Annotated in this window: 24 protein-coding genes; 16 read left to right on the top strand and 8 right to left on the bottom strand. The window is 70.5% G+C overall.

From position 1 onward, the window contains the following. Positions 1–23: 23 nt before the first annotated feature. The 4 genes from dtd to K344_RS0113385 all read left to right on the top strand — a co-directional run bounded on the left by dtd (position 24) and on the right by K344_RS0113385 (position 2,026). Positions 24–461 (top strand): D-aminoacyl-tRNA deacylase, encoded by a 438-nt coding sequence (gene dtd / locus K344_RS0113400; protein WP_028081094.1) that lies wholly within the window; start codon positions 24–26, stop codon positions 459–461. Between the two features lie 117 nt (positions 462–578). Then, a complete protein-coding gene (locus K344_RS23095) occupies positions 579–1,055 on the top strand; it encodes a c-type cytochrome (protein ID WP_051362216.1) in 477 nt (158 codons plus the stop codon). A gap of 8 nt (positions 1,056–1,063) precedes the next feature. Continuing rightward, positions 1,064–1,738 (top strand): cytochrome b/b6 domain-containing protein, encoded by a 675-nt coding sequence (locus tag K344_RS0113390; protein WP_028081093.1) that lies wholly within the window; start codon positions 1,064–1,066, stop codon positions 1,736–1,738. A gap of 90 nt (positions 1,739–1,828) precedes the next feature. Then, positions 1,829–2,026, top strand: coding sequence for a hypothetical protein (locus K344_RS0113385; RefSeq protein ID WP_028081092.1), 198 nt, complete (start codon positions 1,829–1,831; stop codon positions 2,024–2,026). A gap of 78 nt (positions 2,027–2,104) precedes the next feature. Here the strand turns inward: K344_RS0113385 and K344_RS0113380 are convergent, their stop codons facing one another. Then, positions 2,105–3,094: an LLM class flavin-dependent oxidoreductase gene (locus tag K344_RS0113380; RefSeq protein ID WP_028081091.1), complete on the bottom strand. Its 990-nt coding sequence runs from the start codon at positions 3,092–3,094 to the stop codon at positions 2,105–2,107. Positions 3,095–3,244: 150 nt separating this feature from the next. Here K344_RS0113380 and hisB point away from each other — a divergent pair, with 150 nt between their 5' ends. The 10 genes from hisB to K344_RS0113330 all read left to right on the top strand — a co-directional run bounded on the left by hisB (position 3,245) and on the right by K344_RS0113330 (position 10,081). Further along, entirely contained in the window at positions 3,245–3,838 is a 594-nt protein-coding gene (gene hisB, locus K344_RS0113375; protein ID WP_028081090.1) for an imidazoleglycerol-phosphate dehydratase HisB, read from the top strand. Positions 3,839–3,928: 90 nt separating this feature from the next. Beyond that, positions 3,929–4,570: an imidazole glycerol phosphate synthase subunit HisH gene (hisH, locus tag K344_RS0113370; protein ID WP_028081089.1), complete on the top strand. Its 642-nt coding sequence runs from the start codon at positions 3,929–3,931 to the stop codon at positions 4,568–4,570. A gap of 206 nt (positions 4,571–4,776) precedes the next feature. Then, positions 4,777–5,502 carry a 1-(5-phosphoribosyl)-5-[(5-phosphoribosylamino)methylideneamino]imidazole-4-carboxamide isomerase gene (gene hisA / locus K344_RS0113365; RefSeq protein ID WP_028081088.1) on the top strand — a complete coding sequence of 242 codons (726 nt, stop codon included), beginning with the start codon at positions 4,777–4,779 and terminating at the stop codon, positions 5,500–5,502. Positions 5,503–5,597: 95 nt separating this feature from the next. Beyond that, positions 5,598–6,368, top strand: a complete 771-nt coding sequence (gene hisF, locus K344_RS0113360) for an imidazole glycerol phosphate synthase subunit HisF (RefSeq protein ID WP_028081087.1) — start codon at positions 5,598–5,600, stop codon at positions 6,366–6,368. Positions 6,369–6,425: 57 nt separating this feature from the next. Continuing rightward, a complete protein-coding gene (locus K344_RS0113355) occupies positions 6,426–6,755 on the top strand; it encodes a phosphoribosyl-ATP diphosphatase (RefSeq protein WP_028081086.1) in 330 nt (109 codons plus the stop codon). A gap of 16 nt (positions 6,756–6,771) precedes the next feature. Beyond that, the gene (tatA, locus tag K344_RS0113350; RefSeq protein WP_028081085.1) at positions 6,772–6,999 is read left to right on the top strand and encodes a Sec-independent protein translocase subunit TatA; all 228 of its coding nucleotides are present in this window, start codon (positions 6,772–6,774) and stop codon (positions 6,997–6,999) included. Positions 7,000–7,029: 30 nt separating this feature from the next. After that, positions 7,030–7,365 (top strand): Sec-independent protein translocase protein TatB, encoded by a 336-nt coding sequence (tatB, locus tag K344_RS21690; protein WP_051362215.1) that lies wholly within the window; start codon positions 7,030–7,032, stop codon positions 7,363–7,365. A gap of 38 nt (positions 7,366–7,403) precedes the next feature. Further along, positions 7,404–8,135 carry a twin-arginine translocase subunit TatC gene (tatC, locus tag K344_RS0113340; RefSeq protein ID WP_051362262.1) on the top strand — a complete coding sequence of 244 codons (732 nt, stop codon included), beginning with the start codon at positions 7,404–7,406 and terminating at the stop codon, positions 8,133–8,135. A 10-nt stretch (positions 8,136–8,145) separates the two neighbouring features. Then, positions 8,146–8,844 carry a response regulator transcription factor gene (locus K344_RS0113335; RefSeq protein ID WP_028081083.1) on the top strand — a complete coding sequence of 233 codons (699 nt, stop codon included), beginning with the start codon at positions 8,146–8,148 and terminating at the stop codon, positions 8,842–8,844. Then, a complete protein-coding gene (locus K344_RS0113330; RefSeq protein ID WP_028081082.1) occupies positions 8,834–10,081 on the top strand; it encodes a sensor histidine kinase in 1,248 nt (415 codons plus the stop codon). The genes K344_RS0113335 and K344_RS0113330 overlap by 11 nt, the downstream gene beginning before the upstream one ends. 6 nt (positions 10,082–10,087) lie before the next feature. On the opposite strand, the gene aroE is transcribed toward K344_RS0113330, so the two are convergent. The 6 genes from aroE to K344_RS0113300 all read right to left on the bottom strand — a co-directional run bounded on the left by aroE (position 10,088) and on the right by K344_RS0113300 (position 15,758). After that, positions 10,088–10,900: a shikimate dehydrogenase gene (aroE, locus tag K344_RS0113325; RefSeq protein ID WP_028081081.1), complete on the bottom strand. Its 813-nt coding sequence runs from the start codon at positions 10,898–10,900 to the stop codon at positions 10,088–10,090. A gap of 17 nt (positions 10,901–10,917) precedes the next feature. Continuing rightward, on the bottom strand, positions 10,918–11,157 hold the full coding sequence (locus K344_RS0113320; protein ID WP_028081080.1) for a glutathione S-transferase family protein: 240 nt from the start codon (positions 11,155–11,157) through the stop codon (positions 10,918–10,920). 22 nt (positions 11,158–11,179) lie between these two features. Then, on the bottom strand, positions 11,180–12,175 hold the full coding sequence (gene hemB, locus K344_RS0113315) for a porphobilinogen synthase (protein WP_028081079.1): 996 nt from the start codon (positions 12,173–12,175) through the stop codon (positions 11,180–11,182). A 77-nt stretch (positions 12,176–12,252) separates the two neighbouring features. After that, on the bottom strand, positions 12,253–13,398 hold the full coding sequence (locus K344_RS21685) for a CmpA/NrtA family ABC transporter substrate-binding protein (RefSeq protein WP_211234544.1): 1,146 nt from the start codon (positions 13,396–13,398) through the stop codon (positions 12,253–12,255). Positions 13,399–13,472: 74 nt separating this feature from the next. Further along, the gene (locus K344_RS21680) at positions 13,473–14,090 is read right to left on the bottom strand and encodes an ANTAR domain-containing response regulator (protein ID WP_169729298.1); all 618 of its coding nucleotides are present in this window, start codon (positions 14,088–14,090) and stop codon (positions 13,473–13,475) included. Positions 14,091–14,324: 234 nt separating this feature from the next. Next, on the bottom strand, positions 14,325–15,758 hold the full coding sequence (locus K344_RS0113300; protein WP_028081078.1) for an MFS transporter: 1,434 nt from the start codon (positions 15,756–15,758) through the stop codon (positions 14,325–14,327). 84 nt (positions 15,759–15,842) lie between these two features. Here K344_RS0113300 and glpK point away from each other — a divergent pair, with 84 nt between their 5' ends. Continuing rightward, on the top strand, positions 15,843–17,414 hold the full coding sequence (glpK, locus tag K344_RS0113295; RefSeq protein WP_028081077.1) for a glycerol kinase GlpK: 1,572 nt from the start codon (positions 15,843–15,845) through the stop codon (positions 17,412–17,414). 8 nt (positions 17,415–17,422) lie between these two features. Here the strand turns inward: glpK and K344_RS0113290 are convergent, their stop codons facing one another. Then, complete coding sequence (locus tag K344_RS0113290) at positions 17,423–18,079, bottom strand: PadR family transcriptional regulator (protein ID WP_084197417.1); 657 nt, start codon at positions 18,077–18,079, stop codon at positions 17,423–17,425. A 92-nt stretch (positions 18,080–18,171) separates the two neighbouring features. On the opposite strand from K344_RS0113290, the gene K344_RS0113285 reads away from it, so the two are divergent. Continuing rightward, the gene (locus K344_RS0113285) at positions 18,172–19,002 is read left to right on the top strand and encodes a siderophore-interacting protein (protein ID WP_028081075.1); all 831 of its coding nucleotides are present in this window, start codon (positions 18,172–18,174) and stop codon (positions 19,000–19,002) included. Positions 19,003–19,012 lie beyond the last annotated feature (10 nt).

Genomic DNA, 19,012 nt, shown 5'->3' with positions numbered 1-19,012 from the left:
CGGGCGAGCCCCGGGGAGCGGCAATGATCGGACTCTTGCAGCGGGTCACGGAAGCGTCGGTGACGGTCGACGGCGAACGCATCGCGGCGATCGGCCCCGGCCTGCTGGTGCTGATCGGCGTGCAGCCGGACGATCGCGAGGCCAATGCCGAGCGCCTGCTCGAACGCCTGCTCGGCTATCGCGTGTTCGCCGACGAGGCCGGCCGCATGAACCGGGCGCTGCGCGACACCGGCGGCGGCCTCCTGCTGGTGCCGCAGTTCACGCTGGCCGCCGATACGCGCAGCGGCACGCGCGCCGGCTTCTCGACGGCCGCCGCGCCGGCACTCGCGCAGGCGCTGTTCGCGCATCTGGTCGGCAGCGCGCGCGGCGCGTACCCGCGCGTCGGCAGCGGCCGCTTCGGCGCCGACATGAAAGTCGCGCTGGTCAATGACGGGCCGGTGACGTTCTGGCTGGAGGCCTAGCTTCGCCGTCCCGCCGGCGACGGCCAGGACCCGCGGCGTCGTCGATCGCCGCCGTCGCGAAACGGGCACGCCGCAGCCGCTAAGCTTGGCCGCCAGTCCCCGCAATGGAGCCCGCCCATGAAATTCCCGCATCTGTCGTCCGCCGCCGTCGCCATGGCCCTGCTGTTCGTCGCCGCCTGCGAGCGCAAGCCGCCGCTGGCGCCGGAGATCAAGCAGGCGATGGAAGCGCGCCATGAAGGCTTCGAGACGATCGGCGATTCGATGAAGAAGATCGGCGACACGCTCAAGGGCGGCGGCCAGCTCGATCCCGAGCTCGCGGCGGCGGCGAAGAAGATCAACGAACTCGCGCCGCAGACCAAGACCTGGTTCCCGGCCGGCTCGGGTCCGGAAACCGGCCGCAAGACCGGCGCCAAGGCCGAGATCTGGGCGCAGCCAGAGGTGTTCGCCGAGAAGCGCGATGCCTTCATCGCCGCCGCCGCCAGGCTCGCGCAGCTGGCCGATGCCAACGATGCCGCCGGTTTCGCGACGCAGGCCGGCGAACTCGGCCAGGCCTGCAAGGGCTGCCACGACCAGTTCCGCGAGAAGAAGCACTGAGCGTCGCGATGCGCGATCCGGACCTCGCGCCGCGGCGCGTCTGGGATCTGCCGACGCGCCTGACGCACTGGGCGCTGGTCCTGCTGTTCGCGTTTTCCTGGTGGAGCGGCGAGAACGGTGAGCTCGCCTGGCATCGGCGGTCCGGCTATGCGGTGCTGACGCTCCTGCTGTTCCGCCTCGCCTGGGGCTTCGCCGGCAGCAGCACGGCGCGCTTCGCGCGTTTCGTGCGCGGGCCGCGCGCCGTCCTGGCCTACGCGCGGCGGGTGTTCGAACGCCGCGCGGCGCATGACCCCGTCGGCCACAATCCGCTGGGCGGCTGGAGCGTGCTGGCGATGCTCGCGCTGCTGCTGCTGCAGACGGGCAGCGGCCTGTTCGCGGTGGATACCGACGGCCTCGAATCCGGGCCGCTCGCGCATCGCCTGTCGTTCTCGGCCGGACGGACCTTGGCCGGGCTGCACGGCGCGTCGTTCGAGGTGCTGCTCGCGCTCGTCGGCCTGCACATCGCCGCCGTGCTGTTCTATCTCGTCTGTCGCCGCGAGAATCTGATCGCGGCAATGCTCAGCGGCCGGCGCCGGCTGCGTCCGGACAGCGTCGCCGGCCTGCGCTTCGCCGGGTTCGGGCGCGCGCTGGCGCTGCTGTCGGCGGCGGTGGCGCTGGTCGCCGCGCTGCTGATTCTGGGCTGAGGCGTGTCGGACCGTTGCGGATTGAAATGACAAGTTTCTGTCAGTACGCTGTCATCGTCCGTCGTGGACAAACCCTCCCGAGATTGAGCCATGAAGAAGTCCCTCCTGATCGGCGCCGCGCTGCTCGCGTTCGCCGCCGCCCCGCAGTTCGCCCTTGCCGCCGAAGCGGCGCCGCAGCACAAGACCGTCACGCACAAGACGGTGCACAAGAAGACGCACAAGGCCAGCGCCAAGAAGACCGCGCACAAGAAGCACCACGCCAAGAAGGCGGCGCCGGCCGCGCAGTAAGCCGGCGCGGCAGCAGAAGCAACTCCGAAACGGATTTCGGGGGACGCGACGACGGTCGGCGCACCCGGGCGCCGACCGTCAGTCCGCGAAGGCCGCGGCGACCAGCTCGTAGGAGCGCAGGCGCGCGGCGTGGTCGTAGATATTGCTGACCAGCATCACTTCATCCGCCCGCGTCTGCGCGGCGACCGCCTCGATTCCCTGACGCACCTGCGCCGGCGTGCCGACGATGGTGCGTTCGCGCACCTCGCGCAGCGCGGCGCGTTCGTGCTCGCTGTACGGGTGGGCGAGCGCTTCCTCCGGGCTCGGCAGCGGCAGGAAACGACCGCTGTGGATGCGCAGCCAGGCCAGCTCCATGGTCGACGCGAGGCGTCGCGCCTCGTCCTCGGTTTCCGCGCAGACCACGGCGAGGCCGAGCAGCGCGTGCGGCCGGGCGAATTGCGCGGACGGCCGGAAGTGCTGCCGGTAGGCGAGCATGGCCGGCGCCGGCGGCGCCGGCGAGAAATGCGCGGCGAAGCTGTAGCCCATGCCGGCTTCACCGGCCATGCGCGCGCTGGCGCCGCTCGAACCGAGCAGCCAGATCGGCGGCAGGCCGGCGTCGGCCGGTTCGGCATGCACCGCGTCGAAGCGCGCCTCGTCGCCGGGGCCGCGCGAGCAGGCGAGCAGCTCCGCGAGCTGCTGATCGAACAGCTCGCCGCGCGCGGCGCGCAGCGCGCGCGTCACGCCCGGCACGCCGCCGGGCGCGCGGCCCAGGCCGAGATCGATGCGTCCGGGATACAGCGCCTCGAGCGTATGGAACAGCTCGGCGACACGCAGCGGCGCGTGGTTCGGCAGCATGATGCCGCCGGCGCCGAGACGCAGGGCCTTCGTCGCCGCCGCGCTGTGCGCGATGAGAATTTCCGGCGCCGAACTGGCGACGCTCGGCATCGCGTGGTGCTCGGCGTACCAGAGGCGCACGTAGCCGAGACGTTCGGCGAGCCGCGCGAGTTCGACGGTGCGGCGGATCGACTGCGCGGCGGGCGTGCCGCTGACGACCGGCGCCAGGTCGAGAATCGAGAGGGGCAGCGACATGCGGGCATTGTCCGCCTTCGCCGCCGGGCTTTCACGTCTTGAATCGCGGCGACGCGGCCCCAGGACAGGCGATCGTGCGCGCTGATTCAATTTTGTTCAGGGGCGGAGTATCCTTTGCGCCCCTTTGTGCCAGCCCGCCCCATCGAGCCGATGGCTGCCCGTACCGCCAGCATCGAACGCAACACCCGCGAAACGCAGATCCGCGTCGAGCTGAACCTCGACGGCACGGGCGCGTCGCGCTTCGCGACCGGCGTGCCGTTCCTCGATCACATGCTGGATCAGGTGGCGCGGCACGGCCTCATCGATCTGGTCGTCGAAGCCAGCGGCGACCGCGAGATCGACGATCACCACACGGTCGAGGACATCGGCATTTCGCTGGGCATGGCCTTCGACAAGGCGCTCGGCGACAAGAAGGGCCTGGTCCGCTACGGCCACAGCTACGTGCCGCTCGACGAGGCGCTGTCGCGCGTCGTCGTCGATCTGTCGGGCCGGCCGGGACTCGAATACTTCGTCGACTTCCCGCGCGCACGCATCGGCAGCTTCGACGTCGACCTGTTCCGCGAGTTCTTCCAGGGCTTCGTCAACCACGCCAAGGTGACGCTGCACGTCGACAGCCTGCGCGGCCGCAACGCGCACCACATCATCGAGACGGTGTTCAAGGCTTTCGGCCGCGCGCTGCGCATGGCCGCCAGCCGCGACGCGCGTCTCGGCGACGTCATGCCGTCGACGAAGGGAACGCTGTGAACAGCGTGATTGGTGATGGGTGATTCGCTGATTCCAGTCCGTCATTCCGCCGTCACCCATCACTAATCACCGATCACGAGTCACGCCCGCATGGCCGCCATTGGCATCATCGACTACGGCATGGGCAACCTGCATTCGCTCGGCAAGGCGCTCGAACGCGTCGCCGGCGCCGGCCGCGTCGTCATCAGCTACGACCCGGAAGAACTGCTCAAGTGCGACCGCCTCGTGCTGCCGGGCGTCGGCGGCGTGCGCGAGTGCATGAAGGAGCTGCAGCGCCTCGAGCTGAACCAGCTGGTCATCGAGGCGGCGCGCAACAAGCCGATGCTCGGCATCTGTCTCGGCATGCAGGTGATGCTCGAATGGAGCGACGAGAACGGCGGCGTGCCGGCGCTCGGCCTGTTCCCGGGCCGCGTCACGCGCTTCCCGGATCCGCCCGAGGACGGCAGCGCCAACCGCCTGAAGGTGCCGCACATGGGCTGGAACCGCGTCCGCCAGACGCGGCCGCATCCGATGTGGCAGGGCATCCCCGACGACGCCTGGTTCTACTTCGTGCACAGCTACCACGCCGCGCCGGCCGATCCGGCGCACGTGCTCGGCAGCACCGAGTACGGCTACACCTTCGCTTCGGCCGTCGCGCGCGACAATATCGCCGCTTTCCAGTTCCACCCCGAGAAGTCGCAGAACCACGGCATGACGCTGCTCGCGAACTTCACGCAGTGGGACCCTGCCTGACCGCCGCCGGGAGCGTCCAGGAAATCCCGACTTTCCGCGGCTTGCCAGTCCTGCGCCAGTTGAGGCAGAGTGTGGCCAACGTCAGGGTTTCCTCCCATCCTCTTGCCCATACTCGCACCGTCGGCGCGCCGCGTCCGACCGTCACGACCGCGACACCAACCTTCCGTCTCTTCTCCTGACCTCTTTCCCACCACCTTCCACAGCTCATGCTGTTGATTCCCGCGATTGACCTGAAGGGCGGCCAGTGCGTGCGTTTGCGCCAGGGCCGCATGAATGACGCGACCGTGTTCTCCAACACGCCGGCCGACGTCGCCAAGCGCTGGGCCGACGAGGGCGCCGAGCGCATCCACGTCGTCGACCTGGACGGCGCCTTCAAGGGCGCGCCGGCGAACTTCAAGGTGATCGAGGAGATCGTCGCCGCGGTCGACGTGCCGGTGCAGGTCGGCGGCGGCATCCGCGACGAGGAGACGGTGCAGCGCTACCTCAATGCCGGCGTGCAGTACGTGATCATCGGCACCAAGGCCGTCAACGCGCCGCACTTCCTGCACGACCTCTGCCTGGAATTCCCGCGCCACATCATCGTCAGCCTCGATGCCAAGGACGGCCGCGTGGCGCTCAACGGCTGGGCCAAGATCACCGGCCACGACGTCATCGAGACGGCGATCCACTGCGAGCGCGACGGCGTCGAGGCGATCATCTACACCGACATCGCCCGCGACGGCATGATGCAGGGCTTCAACGCCGAATCGACGAGCGCGCTGGCGCGGGCGCTGAAGACGCCGGTGCTGGCGTCGGGCGGCGTGTCGAGCCTCGACGACATCCGCCGGCTCAAGGACATCGAGACCGACGGCGTCGCCGGCGCGGTCATCGGCCGCGCGCTCTACGAAGGCAGTCTCGACTTCAAGGAAGCGGTCAAGCTGGCGAAGGCCTGAAAAAGCGTGATTGGCGATTCGTGATCGGTGATTGGCAGAAGCACGAAACCCCGTCCGCCGTACCAATCACTCATCAACCCGTCACGAACCACGCCGTGTTAGCCAAACGCATCATCCCCTGCCTCGACATCGACCGCGGCCGCGTGGTCAAGGGCGTCAAGTTCGAGGACGTGCAGGACGCCGGCGATCCGGTCGAGGTCGCGCGCAAGTACGACCTGCAGGGCGCCGACGAACTGGTCTTCCTCGACATCACCGCCTCGGTCGACGACCGTCCGACGCTGTTCCAGACCGTCGAGGCCGTGGCCCGTCAAATCTACATTCCGCTGACGGTCGGCGGCGGCGTGCGCAACTGCGCCGACGTGCGTGCCCTGCTGTCGGCCGGCGCCGACAAGGTCAGTATCAACACCGCCGCGGTCGACAACCCGGATTTCGTCACCGAAGCCGGCGAGCGCTACGGCGTGCAGTGCATCGTCGTCGCCATCGACGCCAAGCGCGTCAGCAAGAAGAACCAGCCGCCGCGCTGGGAAGTGTTCACGCACGGCGGCCGCAAGTCGGCCGGGCTCGACGCCATCGAATGGGCGCGCACCATCGTCCAGAGAGGCGCCGGCGAGTTGCTGGTGACCAGCATCGACCGCGACGGCACCAAGGGCGGCTACGACCTCGAACTGCTCAATGCGATCTCCGCCGCGGTCAGCGTGCCGGTCATCGCCTCCGGCGGCGTCGGCAATCTCGAGCATCTCTACGACGGCCTCACGCAGGGCGGCGCCGACGCGGTGCTGGCCGCGAGCATCTTTCACCAGGGCACCTACACCGTCGGCGAAGCCAAGCAGTTCCTGGCCGGCAGGGGCGTGCTCGTCCGCACTTAGTCGTCGGCAAGTCAGTGGGCGTACACTGACGCTCCGACCGAACCGACCCGAACCGCCGTGCCCTCTGCCGCCGACGTGCTGTCACAGCTGTATGCGACGATCGAAGCGCGCCGCAGCGCCGATCCGAAGGCATCGTACGTGGCGAGCCTGTACGCGAAGGGGGTCGACGGCATCGCCAAGAAGGTCGGCGAGGAAGCGGCGGAGGCGATCATCGCCGCCAAGAACCCCGACGACGCGGCGCTGGTCTACGAGCTCGCCGACCTGTGGTTTCATTCGCTGGTGCTGCTGGCGCAGCGCGGCCTGCCGCTGGAACGTCTGACGGACGAACTGGCGCGGCGCTCCGGCACATCTGGCCACGCCGAGAAAGCGGCGCGCGCCGGTCATTGATCAAGAGGATACGAACATGGGTTCATTGAGCATCTGGCACTGGCTGATCGTCCTGGCGATCGTCGTCGTGATCTTCGGCACCAAGAAGCTGCGCAATGCCGGCGGCGATCTCGGCGCCGCGGTGAAGAACTTCAAGCAGGCGATGAAGGAAGGCGAGGCCGAGGCGCCGAAGACGCCCGGGCAGCTCGCCCAGAGCGGCAAGGTCGGCGCCGAGACGCGCGAGCACGAAGAGCACCGCAGCTAAGCGGTGGCGGCACGCCGCCCTCGGGTCGACATGTTCGAGATCGGGTTTTCCGAACTGCTGGTCTGCTTCCTGGTCGCGCTCGTCGTGCTCGGCCCGGAGAAGCTGCCCAAGCTCGCGCGCACCATTGGCCGCTGGACCGGGCAGGCCAAAGGTTATCTGCGCAATCTGACGACCGAGCTCGAGCGCGAATCGCAGCTCGCCGAACTGCGCCAGCAGCTCGACGAAGCGCGCCGCGCGATGCAGGAGGGCGCCGCCTCGTTCAAGGACACCGTGCAGAAGGAAGCCGGTGATCTGCACGACACGGTGAAGAAGGAAACCGAAGCGGCGCGCAAGGCCGCCGACGACCTCGGCAAGGACAAGCCGTGAGCGCCGACGAGCCACAGGGCGGCGCCGAGCAGCCGCTGATGGCGCATCTGCTGGAACTGCGCGCGCGCCTGCTGAAGATCGTGCTCGGCGTGCTGCTGATCTTCGTGCCGCTGTCCTTCTTCGCCAAGCATCTCTACTCGCTGCTGGCGCATCCGCTGCTGGCGCTGCTGCCGTCCGGCAGCTCGATGATCGCCACCGAGGTGGCGTCGCCGTTCTTCACGCCGATCAAGCTCGCCGCCGTGGTCGCTTTCGTCGCGGCCATGCCCTGGGTGCTGTGGCAGGTCTGGGCCTTCGTCGCGCCGGGTCTGTACAAGAGCGAGCGCCGTCTCGTCGCGCCGCTGATGGCGTCGAGCACGCTGCTGTTCTACGGCGGCGTCGCCTTCGCCTACTTCCTGGTCCTGCCGACGGTGTTCCGTTTCATGGTCGGCGCGGCGCCGGAAGGCGTCGCGGTGATGACCGACATCAGCAAGTACCTCGACTTCGTGTTGACCATCTTCGTCGCCTTCGGCTTCGCCTTCGAGACGCCGGTCGCGCTGGTGCTGCTGGTCAAGACCGGCTTCGTGACACCCAGGCAGCTCGCCGGCAATCGCGAATACGTGATCGTCGGCGCCTTCGTGCTAGGCGCCGTGTTCACGCCGCCGGACGTCATCTCGCAGATCATGCTCGCGGTGCCGGTCTATCTGCTCTACGAGATCGGCATCATCGCCGCGCGCATCCTCGTGCCGGGCAGCGCCGCCGTCGACGCGCAGCGCGAGCAGGGCAGCGCCTGAGGACCGGCCGATGCGCGTGCTGCTCGTCGAAGACAACGTCGACCTCGCGGCCAACGTCGGTGAATACCTCGAGGCGCACCGCCACACCGTCGACTTCGCCTATGACGGTCCGGCCGCGCTGGCCGCCGGCGCGGATGGCGGCTTCGACGTGATCATCCTCGATCGCCTGCTGCCGGGCCTCGACGGCGCCACCGTCTGCCGGCGCCTGCGCGAGGAGCGCGGCGTCGCCACGCCGGTGCTGATGCTGACGGCGATGGACGCCGTCGCCGACCGCGTCGACGGTCTCGCCGCGGGCGCCGACGACTATCTGGTCAAGCCGTTCGCGATGGCCGAGCTCGAGGCGCGCCTGCATTCGCTGCATCGCCGCGCCAGCGGCAGCGTCGCCAGCGGTGCGCTGCGCGTCGCCGATCTCGAATACGAACCGCGCACGCGGCAGGCGCGCCGCGCCGGCCAGCTGCTGAATCTGAATCCGTCGACGCGCCGCATCCTCGAATTCCTGCTGCGCCACACCGGGCGCATTGTCACCCGCCACGAACTCGAATACCTGCTGTGGGGCGACGAAGTCCCCGACGGCGACGTGCTGCGTGCGCACATGCACGCGCTGCGCAGCGTCGTCGACCGGCCGTTCGCACGCAAGCTGCTGCACACCCTGCGCGGCACCGGGTACCGTCTCGCCGATCTCGGCGACGCCGGCGGCGATGCCGACTGAGGCGGCCGTGCGGCGCCGGCGCAGCACCCTGCACCGGCGCATGGTCGTCGGCCTCGTCGGCCTGTCGCTGCTGATCGCCTCGCTCGCCGGTCTCGGCGTGTGGGCGAGCGATGTGTGGATCGAGGACGCCGCCGTCCGCGACCTCATGGAGCGCGAGCTGTCCTACCTCATCGGGCCGCACGCGCCGGCCGCGCCGAACCGCGCCTACGACGCGCTGCGCTTCTATGCCGGCGAGCGCGTGCCGGCGCGCCTGCGCGACTACAAGCCCGGCTACTACGAGGACCTGCGCGAGAACGACCGCAGCTTCAACCTGCTGGTGCGCGAGACGGAGGACGGCGGCAATGCCTACCTGCTCTACGACATCTCCTTCATCGAGGAACGCGAGGACGCGCTGCTCTGGACGGGCCTGATCGCCCTGCTCGGCGTCGGCGTGCTGAGCTATTTCATCTCGCTCTATCTCGCGCGCCGCGCGCTCGCCCCGCTCGATCGCCTGGTCGGCCAGCTGGGCCGCCTCGATCCGGAGCGGCGCGGCGAGCGCCTGGTGCTCGACATCGACGACAGCGAGCTGTCGGTGATCGTCGACGCCATCAACCGCTACATGGGCGAGCTCGACGCGCTGGTCGAACGCGAGCGCGCCTTCGCGGCGGCGGCGAGCCACGAGCTGCGCACGCCGATCGCCGTCATCCAGGGCGCCGCCGAAACGCTGGCGCTGCAGGGCGAGAAGCCGGCGCTCAAGCGCATCGAGCGCGCGGTGGCGATGGCGCGCCACGAGATCGACGCGCTGCTCGCCCTGTCGCGCGTGCGCGACACGCCGCGCCTCGAAAGCCTGGACCTGCAGCACGTGCTGCACGAGCTCGCCGATCCCTACGTCGCGCAGATGCCGGGCGTGCGCGTGACCTGGGACATTCCGGCGCCCGTGCGGCTGGCGGCGGCGCCGGGCGCGATCGCCGCCATCTTCACCAATCTGCTGCGCAACGCGGTTCGCGCCGCCCCGAAAGGCGCCGTCACCGTGCGCGTGCGGGCGGACCATTTCGCGATCGAGGATGACGGGCCCGGCATCGCCGCCGCGGCCCTGCCGCGCATCTTCGAGCCCGGCTTCAGCAGCCGCGATGGCGGCACCGGCATGGGCCTCTATATCGCGCGCACGCTGGCGATGCGTTTCGGCTGGCGCCTGACGGTGGAGAACCGCGACGGCGGCGGCGTGCGCGGCGCCCTGTATTTCGCGCCGCAGCGCTGAGCGGCTTCAGCGCGCGCGCAGCGCCTGCAGAACGTCCGCCGTCGGCGGGCGCACGCCGCGCCACAACGCGAACGAGGTCGCCGCCTGCTCGACGAGCATGCCGAGACCGTCGGCGAAGCGCGCCGCCTTCTGCGTTTCCGCCCAGCGGCGGAACGGCTCGGCGGCGGCGCCGTAGGAGAGGTCGTAGCAGGCGCCGCCGTCGGCGAGCAGCTGCCCGGGCAGGCGCGGCAGCGTGCCCGACAGGCCGGCCGAGGTCGCGTTGAGGATCAGGTCGTAGCGATCGCCTTTCAGCGCCAGATGGGTGCGCGGCACGACGCTGCCGTACTCCTTGAATTCCTCGGCCAGCGCTTCGGGCTTCCAGGGATTGCGGTTCGAAACCACCAGCAGCGCCGGCCTGGCGGCGAGCAAGGGGCCGAGGATGCCGCGCACCGCGCCGCCGGCGCCGAGCACCAGCACGCGCTGCCCGGCGATCGCGTAACCGAGGCGCGCGAGATCACGCATCAGGCCATCGCCGTCGCTGTTGTCGCCCTGCCAGCCGTTGTCGACGCGCAGCAGCGTGTTGACCGCGCCGGCCTGCTGCGCGCGCTCGCTGACGCTGACGCAGAGCTTGGCGACTTCCGTCTTGTGCGGCTGCGTGACGTTGAGGCCGCGATAGCCCTCGTCGTGCAGCTGGCGCAGCGCGAAGGGCAGCGTCTCCGGATCGACGTCGACCGCGTCGTAGACCAGATCCTGCGCCGTCTCTCTGGCGAACTGCGCGTGGATCAGCGGCGACTTGCTGTGCGCGATGGGGTGGCCGATGACGGCGTAACGGTCTGTCATTGCGAGTGGCTGGAGGCTCAGGGCGTCTGGCGATCGCTGCCGGAGCAGCGGGCGTGCATGCGTGCGCGGTAGGCGACGAGTCGGGGATGCGCGGCGACGAGTTTCTTCAGCGGCGTGTCGATCGGCGCGTCGCCCGTGAAATACGGCGGCGCGCCGAGCCAGCCGGCGAGCGCCTGCAGGTCCTGCGCCGCGCGCCGCAGGATTTCCTCGTTCGGCCAGCCGCGCGGCGTCGCAGACTGATGCGGTTCGAGGGTCATCGCGGCGTTCCGGTACGCGGCCTCAGCCGTTCAGCCACTGCGCGGCGCGCCTGGAGAAATAGCTGAGGATCATGTCGGCGCCGGCGCGGCGGAAGCACAGCAGCGCCTCGAGCACCGCCTTGCGCTCATCGAGCCAGCCCTTGTCGATGGCGCCCTGCAGCATCGAGTATTCGCCGCTGACCTGGTAGGCGGCGGTCGGCACTTTGAACTCGTCCTTCACGCGGCGAATGATGTCGAGATACGGCAGGCCCGGCTTGACCATCACCATGTCGGCGCCCTCGTCGAGATCGAGCGCGACTTCGCGCAGCGCCTCGTCGCGGTTCGCCGGGTCCATCTGGTAGGTCTCCTTGCCGCCCTTGCCCAGATTGCCGCTCGAACCGACGGCGTCGCGGAACGGACCGTAGAACGCCGACGCATACTTTGCGGCATACGACATGATCATCGTGTTCTTCTGCTTGTCGCGTTCGAGCACGTCGCGGATATGGCCGATGCGGCCGTCCATCATGTCGCTCGGCGCGACGATGTCGACGCCGCTGCGCGCGTAGAGCAGGGCCTGGCGGCGCAGGATCTCGCAGCTGGCGTCGTTGTCGACGTAGCCCTGCTCGTCGAGCACGCCATCCTGGCCGTGGCTGGTGTACGGATCGAGCGCGACGTCGGCCAGCACGCCGATGCCGGACACGCTCTGCTTGATCGCCTTGATCGAACGCACCATCAGGCTGTCCGGGTTCAGCGCTTCCTCGCCGCCCGGCGTCTTGCGCTCCGCCGGCGTGACCGGGAACAGCGCCACACAGCCGACGCCGAGCGCCTTCAGTTCCGCGCATTCGCGGACCAGCTCGTCGAGATCGAGCCGCGTGACGCCCGGCATGGCGGCGACCGGGCCCTTGAGCGCGCCCTCGGCGACGAACAGCGGCTGGATCAGCTGCCCCGGCACCAGGCGCGTCTCGCGCACCATGTCGCGGACGAAGGAGGCCTGGCGCGTGCGGCGCAAGCGCGTGCGGGGATAGGAGCCGAGGGTCACGGGCGCTTCCGGCAACGATGGGAGAGCGTGGATTATAGCCGCCGCATCGCGCCGGCCGGCGCGCCGCGCAGCGCCGCTCAGGCGCGGATCGCGAACGAGGCCGCGTAGGCGGCCGGATCGGAACCGTCCCAGACGCCGCCGTCGAACAGCACCGAACGGCGCATGACGGCGCGCGGCGCCGCGATGCCGACCGCGGCGCAGGCATCGTGGTAGACGTCGAGGCGCTGCACGCGCGCGGCGATGTCGAGGTATTCGGGTTCACTGCGCAGCAGGCCCCAGCGGCGCAGCTGGGTGAGGAACCACAGGCCGTCGGACAGCCAGGGCTGGGTGACGGCGCCGTCGTCGAAGAAGCGCAGCGGATGCGCGTCGTGCCAGCGCCGGCCGATGCCGTCGTCGTAATCGCCGTCGAGACGGTCGGCGATCGCCGCGACCTCGCAATCGATGCAGGCCGGCGCGGCGAGCAGGCGCGCCAGCTCGGCGCGGTTGCCGCGCGCATCGCACCAGCGCGCCGCCTCGAGCAGCGCCGCGGTCAGGGCCCGCGCCGATCGCGGATGCGCGTCGACGAAGGCGGCGGTCATGCCGAGTGCCTTGCCGGGATGGTCGGGCCAGATGTGCTGGGAGGTCGCCACGGTGAAGCCGACGCCCTCGCGCACGGCATGCGCGTTCCACGGCTCGCCGACGCAGTAGCCGTCCATGATGCCGGCGCGCATCTGCGCGACCATCTGCGGCGGCGGCACCGTCGTCATGCGCACCTCGCGCAGCGGCTGCACGCCGAGCGCGGCGAGCCAGTAGTACAGCCACATGGCGTGGTTGCCGGTCGGGAAGGTGTGCGCGAAGGTGCAGCCCGGTTCGCGGTGAACGAGCGCGGCGAGCGACGCGCCATCGCGCACGCCGCGCGCGAGCAGGGCCCGCGACAGGGTGATGCCCTGGCCGTTGCGCGACAGGCCCATGGTGATCGCCAGCTCGCGCGCCGCGCCGCCGACGCCGGTCTGCACGCCGTAGGCCATGCCGTAGAGCAGCTGCGAGGCATCGTTCTCGCCGCGCAGCAGGCGATCGCGCACCGCCGCCCACGAGCTTTCGCGAACCGGCACGATGCGCAGGCCGTGGCGGCGATCGAAGCCTTTCGCCGCGGCGACGATGATCGGCGCGCAGTCGGTCAGCGGCATGAAGCCGACGCGCAGCTCGGATTTCTCCGGCGCGCCGGAGGCGGCAAGGGCACTCACGAATGACGCTCGTATCGCGGAACGTGCCTACCTTAGCAGGCCGCGGCGCCGCCGAGCGGCGTGCCCGGCGCGGTTCAGGCCTGGCGCGCGGCGCGCGCCATCTCGGCGGCGAAATGGTCGAGCTGCGACTCGTCGCGCAGCATCGTGCGCGCGAAGTCCGGCAGCTTCTGCGCGCGCCGCATCGCCGCGCGGCGCAGATGGTGGTAGGCCTCGGACTCCTTCATGCCGTAGCGCTCCATCAGCAGGCACTTGGCGCGATCGACGTCGCGGCGGTCGCCGAGTTCCGCCTGCGCCTGTGCCAGCGATTCGCGCAGCGTCTGCTCGCGCTGGAACTGCGCCAGCGACACCTGCACCAGCGACTGCAGCAGGGCCGGCGACAGTTCGTCGACCGCGTAGAAGCTGAAGCCGGCGCGATCGATCTGCTCGCTGAGCGCCGAGCCGGCCCGGGCGCACAGCGCGATCACCGGCTTCGGCGCGCGCTCGTGGAACACCGCCAGGTTTTCGAGCGTGTCGCGGTCCGGCGATTCGGCATGGATGAGGATCAAGTCCGGCGCCAGGTCCTGGACCAGCGCCTCGAGGTCGACGATCGGCTCGGGCGCCGGCAGCACGACGCAGCCGGCCTGTTCGAGCGCGGCGCACAGCCGCGGCCGGTAAGCGGCAGCCGCGCCGGCGATCAATACACGTGTACTCATGAGGACCATCCCGGCATTGCTGCCACGTCGGCGATGCGCGACGACGCCCGCCTTGACGCAAGAAAAATGCCGCTCCCGCCTCTGCCAGGGCGCGGCAAAAACCTCCATGCCGGCCAGGGGATGGCATGCGCGCGGGGGCGGAAACGGCCGGCGCGCGGCGGCCGTCGCGCCATCGTGGCGCAGGTCTGCACCGCGGCGGCCCGGCCGCGGCGCGGCGATTCGCGTCAACGGGTTCTAGTTGCGCTGCTCCGCCGGCTCCGGCTCGGCGGCGACGCGGGCGTGACCGCTGACCGCGCTGCCGGCATCGGCGTGCAGGCGCCGGAAGCTCAGCGCCGAGGCGGCGCAGACCAGGGCGACGCCGAAGAAGGCGTGCCGGAAGTCGATCGTCTCGAGCACCAGGCCGCCGCGCAGCGCGAGGCTGGAGTTGAGCAGCTGCGAGCCGAGGCCGACGCCGAGGCTCAGCGCCAGCTGCTGCGCGGTGCTCGAAAAGCTGGTCGCCTGGCTCATGCGCGTCTCCGGCACGTCGGCGAAGCCGAGCGTGTTGATGCAGGTGAACTGCAGCGAGCGGAAGAAGCCGTAGGCGAGCAGCCAGCCGAGCATCAGCGCGCGCGGCGTGGTCGCCGTGAACAGGCCGATGCCGACCACGAACGCCGCGCTGAGCAGCGCATCGCCGATCAGCAGCGGGCGGAAACCGAAGCGGCGCACGATGCGCGGCGCCGCCGTCTTCATCGCCACCGCGCCGATCGCCGAGACGAAGGTCGTGGTGCCGGACGCCGCCGCCGAGAAGCCGAAGCCGAGCTGCAGCATCAGCGGCATCAGCAGCGTGTAGGCGCCGATGCTGGCGCGGTAGACGGTGCCGCCGCCGACCGAGGTGCGGAAGCTCGGAATGCGCAGCAGGCCGAGATCGAGAATGCGGCCGCGCCCGCCGCGCGCGTACAGCACGTAGGCGCCGAGCAGGGCGGCGCCGAGCAGCAGCATCGCCGTCACCGCGACGTTGCTGGCAATGTGCTTGCCGAGCTGCTCGAAACCGGACACCAGCAGCGCCAGGCCGCTGCCGAGCAGCAGCCAGCCGCGCCAGTCGAGCGGCGCGCCGCGCCGGCCGGGAATCTCGTCGATGTAGCGCGTCACCAGCCAGAAGCCGATGAGGCCGATCGGCAGGTTGATGAAGAAGATCCAGCGCCACGACGCGTAGGTGACGATGAAGCCGCCGACCGGCGGACCGAGGATCGGCCCGAGCAGCGCCGGGATGGTCAGCCAGGACATCGCCGCGACCAGCTCCGCCTTCGGCGTGTTGCGCAGGAGCACGAGGCGGCCGACCGGCACCATCATCGCGCCGCCCAGGCCCTGCAGCACGCGGGCGACGACGAGGCCGAGCATGGACTGCGACAGGCCGCACAGCGCCGAGCCGAGCGTGAACAGCAGGATCGCGTAGCGGAACACGCGCTTGGCGCCGTAGCGGTCGGCGATCCAGCCGGACAGCGGAATGAACACCGCGAGGCTCAGCAGATAGGCGGTGATGGCCAGGCTCAGGTGCAGCGGGTCCTCGCCGAGCGCCCGCGCGATCTGCGGCAGCGCGGTGGCGATGATGGTCGAGTCGAGGTTCTCCATGAACAGCGCGCAGGCGATGATCAGCGGAACGAGACGCGGACGTGCGGGATGGGCGGGCATGGAGCGGAAAAAGCGGGCGACGCGGTATAAGAGGAATTCGACGGGCCGCATTATCGGCGCCCGCCGGGACGAGGAGGAAAACAGATGAAGGCACTGCTGGCCATCGACCAGGGCACGACGAGCACGCGGGCGATCGTCTTCGACGCCGACGGCGCCAAGCTCGGCCTCGCGCAGCGCGAGCTGCCGCAGTCCTACCCGAAAAGCGGATGGGTCGAGCATGACGCGCAACGCATCTGGGACGACACCGTCGCCTGCGTGCGCGAGGCGCTCGCCGCCGCGAAACTGAAGGCCGCCGACATCGCCGCGCTCGGCATCACCAACCAGCGCGAGACCACGGTGATCTGGGACCGCCGGAGCGGGGCGCCGATCCATCCGGCGATCGTCTGGCAGGACCGCCGCACCAGCGCCTTCTGCCAGCAGCACCAGGAGCGCAACGACTGGATCGGCGAGCGCACCGGCCTGATCGTCGATCCGTATTTCTCGGCGACCAAGATCGCCTGGCTGCTCGAGCACGTCGAAGGCGCGCGCGCCCGCGCCGAACGCGGCGAGCTGGCCTTCGGCACCATCGACAGCTGGCTGCTGTGGAAGCTCACCAACGGCCGCGTGCATGCCACCGACGCCACCAATGCCTCGCGCACCGCGCTGTTCAACATCGTCACGCAGGACTGGGACGAGGCGCTGCTGCAGTTCTTCGGCGTGCCGCGCGCGCTGCTGCCCGAGGTCCGCGACAGCGCCGCCGACTACGGCGAGACGGCGCCGGAGCTGTTCGGCGGCGCGATGCGCATCGGCGGCATCGCCGGCGACCAGCAGGCGGCGACCGTCGGCCAGGCCTGCTTCGAGCCCGGCATGAGCAAGTCGACCTACGGCACCGGCTGCTTCCTGGTGCTCAACACCGGCCGCGAGTTCAAGCGCTCGAAGAACCGCCTGCTGTCGACCGTCGCCTATCGCCTCAAGGGCGAAACCACTTACGCGCTCGAAGGCAGCATCTTCGTCGCCGGCGCCGCCGTGCAATGGCTGCGCGATGCGATACGCCTGATCGCCAGCGCCGGCGAAACCGAGCAGCTCGCGCGTTCGATTCCCGACACCAACGGCGTCTACCTCGTGCCGGCGTTCACCGGGCTCGGCGCGCCGTACTGGGACCCCGAAGCGCGCGGCGCGGTCTTCGGCCTGACGCGCGACTCCGGCATCGCCCACATCGTGCGCGCCGCCCTCGAATCGGTCGCCTACCAGACGCGCGACCTGCTCGACGCGATGGCGAGCGACGCGGCATCCGAAGCCAGCGCCCTCACCCCAGGGTCCGTATCTGCGGACGGCCTCCTCCTCTCCCGCGAGGCGGGCGAGGGACAGCAGCGTCGCTCCGCGACGTTCACCGTGCGCGAGCTGCGCGTCGACGGCGGCATGGTCGTCAACGACTGGCTCACGCAGTGCCTCGCCGACCTGCTGCAGATTCCCGTCGTGCGCCCGCAGACGGTGGAGACGACGGCGCTCGGCGCCGCCTTGCTCGCCGGCCTCACGGCCGGCGTCTACCGCTCGCTCGACGACATCGCCGCACGCTGGCAGGCCGACGCGCGCTTCACGCCGCAAATGCCGGTGGCGCGCGCCGACGCCCTGCACGACGGCTGGCGCGACGCGGTCGCCCGCGTGCGGCGGGGCTGAGGGGCTGATCAGGCTTCCTCGCTGCCGCCGCCGCTGATCTCCTGCGCGGCGCGTTCGATGATGGCGCTGACGCGGGCCGTCTCGGCTTCGCTCCAGCCGCCGCGGCGGAACATCAGCGCGGTTTTCAGGGTGTGCATGGCCTGGTGCACCGCTTCCGGCGGACGGCCGCCGCCCATCATGCGCGCGACCATCGCCATGCGGTTCATGGCGCCGTCGGCGGCGGCGCGGTTCGCGGCCAGATGCGCGCGGCCTTCGTCGGTGATCTCGAACAGCTTCTTGCTGCCGTCCTCGGCGCGGCCGCGAATCTGGCCGAGTTCCTCGAGCAGGATCAGCGTCGGGTAGACGGAGCCCGGGCTCGGCGCGTATGCGCCGCCGAAGCGCTGCTCGATCTCCTTGATCAGCTCGTAGCCGTGCCGCGGCGCCTCGGCGATCAGCGCGAGCAGCACGAGACGCAGGTCGCCGGCGCCGAACACGCGGCCGCCGCCGCCGCCGCGGCCGAAGCCCATGCGGCCGCCGAAGCCGAAACCCTCGCCGCTGTCACGACCGTGATGACTGTGGCCGTGGCGGCCGCGACCTTCGCCACGCGCGCAGCGCGCGGCCTGGCCGAGAAAGTCCCCGGCCTCGTCGAAGTCGCGGCCGCGATTGAAGAAATGACGCTTGAACATGAAGGCGCTCCGGTTGAGGTCGGAGCGGATGGCTTGCCCCGATGTATTAAACGATATATCGTTTGATACGAACTTACAACTGGAACGTCTCCATGGATCCCGATTCGCCCGACCGCGTCGCCGCCGAGCGCAAGCCGCAGCGCGTCCGCCACGAAGCCCGGCTGCGCCGCCTCGAGGTGCGCAAGGTCGAGCGCCTGAGGCCGCATCTGCAGCGCGTGACCGTCGGCGGCGCCGCGCTCGCGGGCTTCGCCAGTCCCGGCTTCGACGATCACGTGAAGCTGTTCTTCCCGGCGGCCGATGGCGTGCTGAACCTGCCGGCGCTGGGCCCGGACGGGCCGCGCTACGCCGACGGCCCGCGCCCGGAAGCGCGCGATTACACGCCGCGTCATTACGACGCCGCGACACAGACCCTGCAGATCGATTTCGCGCTGCACGACACGGGGCCGGCGACGCGCTGGGCCGAGCAGGCGCGGCGCGGTCAGCCGCTGGGGGTCGGCGGACCGCGCGGCTCCGTGCTTGTGCCGACCGGCTTCGACTGGCATCTGCTGATCGGCGACGACACCGCGCTGCCGGCGATCGCGCGCCGCCTCGCCGAGCTACCGGCCGGCAGCCGCGCGGTCGTGATCGCCGAGGTCGATGGCCCGGACGACGAGCTCAGCTTCGAGACGCGCGCCGACCTGGCGCTGAGCTGGGTGCATCGTTGCGGATCGCCGGCCGGCGATCCGCAACGGCTCGCCGAGGCCTTGCGCCGACGCCCGCTGCCGCGCGGCGATTACTTCGCCTGGGTCGCCGCCGAGTCCGGGGTCGCCAGGGCGCTGCGCGCGCAACTGCTCGCCGAGCACGGCGCGCAGCCGCCATGGCTCAAGGCCGCGGCCTACTGGAAGCGCGGCGCCTCAGGCGTGCACGAGCGGATCGAGGATTGAAGCGGCGCGG

The sequence above is a fragment of the Solimonas soli DSM 21787 genome, assembly GCF_000474945.1.
Lineage (GTDB): Bacteria > Pseudomonadota > Gammaproteobacteria > Nevskiales > Nevskiaceae > Solimonas > Solimonas soli.
This window is presented reverse-complemented; position numbering and strand designations above follow the sequence as displayed.

Bases quoted from the DNA above. Each gene is read 5' to 3' on its own strand.
- dtd (WP_028081094.1), top strand. From the start codon at position 24: ATGATCGGACTCTTGCAGCGGGTCACGGAAGCGTCGGTGACGGTCGAC.
- K344_RS23095 (WP_051362216.1), top strand. From the start codon at position 579: ATGAAATTCCCGCATCTGTCGTCCGCCGCCGTCGCCATGGCCCTGCTG.
- K344_RS0113390 (WP_028081093.1), top strand. From the start codon at position 1,064: ATGCGCGATCCGGACCTCGCGCCGCGGCGCGTCTGGGATCTGCCGACG.
- K344_RS0113385 (WP_028081092.1), top strand. From the start codon at position 1,829: ATGAAGAAGTCCCTCCTGATCGGCGCCGCGCTGCTCGCGTTCGCCGCC.
- K344_RS0113380 (WP_028081091.1), bottom strand. From the start codon at position 3,094: ATGTCGCTGCCCCTCTCGATTCTCGACCTGGCGCCGGTCGTCAGCGGC.
- hisB (WP_028081090.1), top strand. From the start codon at position 3,245: ATGGCTGCCCGTACCGCCAGCATCGAACGCAACACCCGCGAAACGCAG.
- hisH (WP_028081089.1), top strand. From the start codon at position 3,929: ATGGCCGCCATTGGCATCATCGACTACGGCATGGGCAACCTGCATTCG.
- hisA (WP_028081088.1), top strand. From the start codon at position 4,777: ATGCTGTTGATTCCCGCGATTGACCTGAAGGGCGGCCAGTGCGTGCGT.
- tatA (WP_028081085.1), top strand. From the start codon at position 6,772: ATGGGTTCATTGAGCATCTGGCACTGGCTGATCGTCCTGGCGATCGTC.
- tatB (WP_051362215.1), top strand. From the start codon at position 7,030: ATGTTCGAGATCGGGTTTTCCGAACTGCTGGTCTGCTTCCTGGTCGCG.
- tatC (WP_051362262.1), top strand. From the start codon at position 7,404: ATGGCGCATCTGCTGGAACTGCGCGCGCGCCTGCTGAAGATCGTGCTC.
- K344_RS0113335 (WP_028081083.1), top strand. From the start codon at position 8,146: ATGCGCGTGCTGCTCGTCGAAGACAACGTCGACCTCGCGGCCAACGTC.
- K344_RS0113330 (WP_028081082.1), top strand. From the start codon at position 8,834: ATGCCGACTGAGGCGGCCGTGCGGCGCCGGCGCAGCACCCTGCACCGG.
- aroE (WP_028081081.1), bottom strand. From the start codon at position 10,900: ATGACAGACCGTTACGCCGTCATCGGCCACCCCATCGCGCACAGCAAG.
- K344_RS0113320 (WP_028081080.1), bottom strand. From the start codon at position 11,157: ATGACCCTCGAACCGCATCAGTCTGCGACGCCGCGCGGCTGGCCGAAC.
- K344_RS21680 (WP_169729298.1), bottom strand. From the start codon at position 14,090: ATGAGTACACGTGTATTGATCGCCGGCGCGGCTGCCGCTTACCGGCCG.
- K344_RS0113300 (WP_028081078.1), bottom strand. From the start codon at position 15,758: ATGCCCGCCCATCCCGCACGTCCGCGTCTCGTTCCGCTGATCATCGCC.
- glpK (WP_028081077.1), top strand. From the start codon at position 15,843: ATGAAGGCACTGCTGGCCATCGACCAGGGCACGACGAGCACGCGGGCG.
- K344_RS0113290 (WP_084197417.1), bottom strand. From the start codon at position 18,079: ATGTTCAAGCGTCATTTCTTCAATCGCGGCCGCGACTTCGACGAGGCC.
- K344_RS0113285 (WP_028081075.1), top strand. From the start codon at position 18,172: ATGGATCCCGATTCGCCCGACCGCGTCGCCGCCGAGCGCAAGCCGCAG.